Annotated in this window: 2 protein-coding genes; one reads left to right on the top strand and one right to left on the bottom strand. The window is 61.7% G+C overall.

Annotated features, from left to right (window positions below; all coding sequences use genetic code 11):
* The coding region (locus AAFM92_16975; protein ID MEL7302049.1) for a phosphoribosyltransferase family protein at positions 1-205 on the bottom strand (205 nt) is incomplete at its 3' end.
* Positions 206-275: 70 nt separating this feature from the next.
* Here AAFM92_16975 and AAFM92_16970 point away from each other — a divergent pair.
* On the top strand, positions 276-530 hold a 255-nt coding region (locus AAFM92_16970), incomplete at its 3' end, for a type II toxin-antitoxin system RatA family toxin (protein ID MEL7302048.1).

The following is a 530-nucleotide window of genomic DNA, read 5'->3' as shown; positions in this document are numbered from 1 at the left end:
GATCGAGGTCGATTTCCTCGATCGGCAAGTCCAGTTCACGCACCAGATCGGCGATAAAGACAAAGGACCCGCGCAACAGGCCGACAACGACCAGCTTGTCGGTGTCGGCAAATTCGGCCTCGATCTCGCGGGCCAGCGCCTCGATCCGGGCGGCGATGGCCTTGGCCGAAATCATCTGGTCTATGACATATGGACGCTGCGGCATGCACTTCCCCTTGAATCCCCGGCGCGGACACGACACATCGCGGGTCACGCCCGAAGTCACCTCTATCGCAATGCCCACCCATTCCGAAACCCGCTTCCTGCCCTATACGCCGCAACAGATGTACGATCTGGTGGCGGATGTGGGCGCATATCCCAAGTTCCTTCCGTGGTGTGCCGCGGCCCGGGTGCGCGACATCACGCCCGACGGCCCGCGCGAGGTGATGGAGGCGGACCTGGTCATCAGCTTCAAGGTGTTCCGGGAACGCTTTGGATCTTGCGTGGTGCTGTATCCGCAGGACCACCGGATCGATACGGAATACCTGGAC

The organism is Pseudomonadota bacterium (genome assembly GCA_038533575.1).
Classification (GTDB): domain Bacteria; phylum Pseudomonadota; class Alphaproteobacteria; order Rhodobacterales; family Rhodobacteraceae; genus Shimia_B.
Note: the sequence above shows the minus strand (reverse complement) of the source record. Positions and strands in the feature narration are given on the sequence as shown.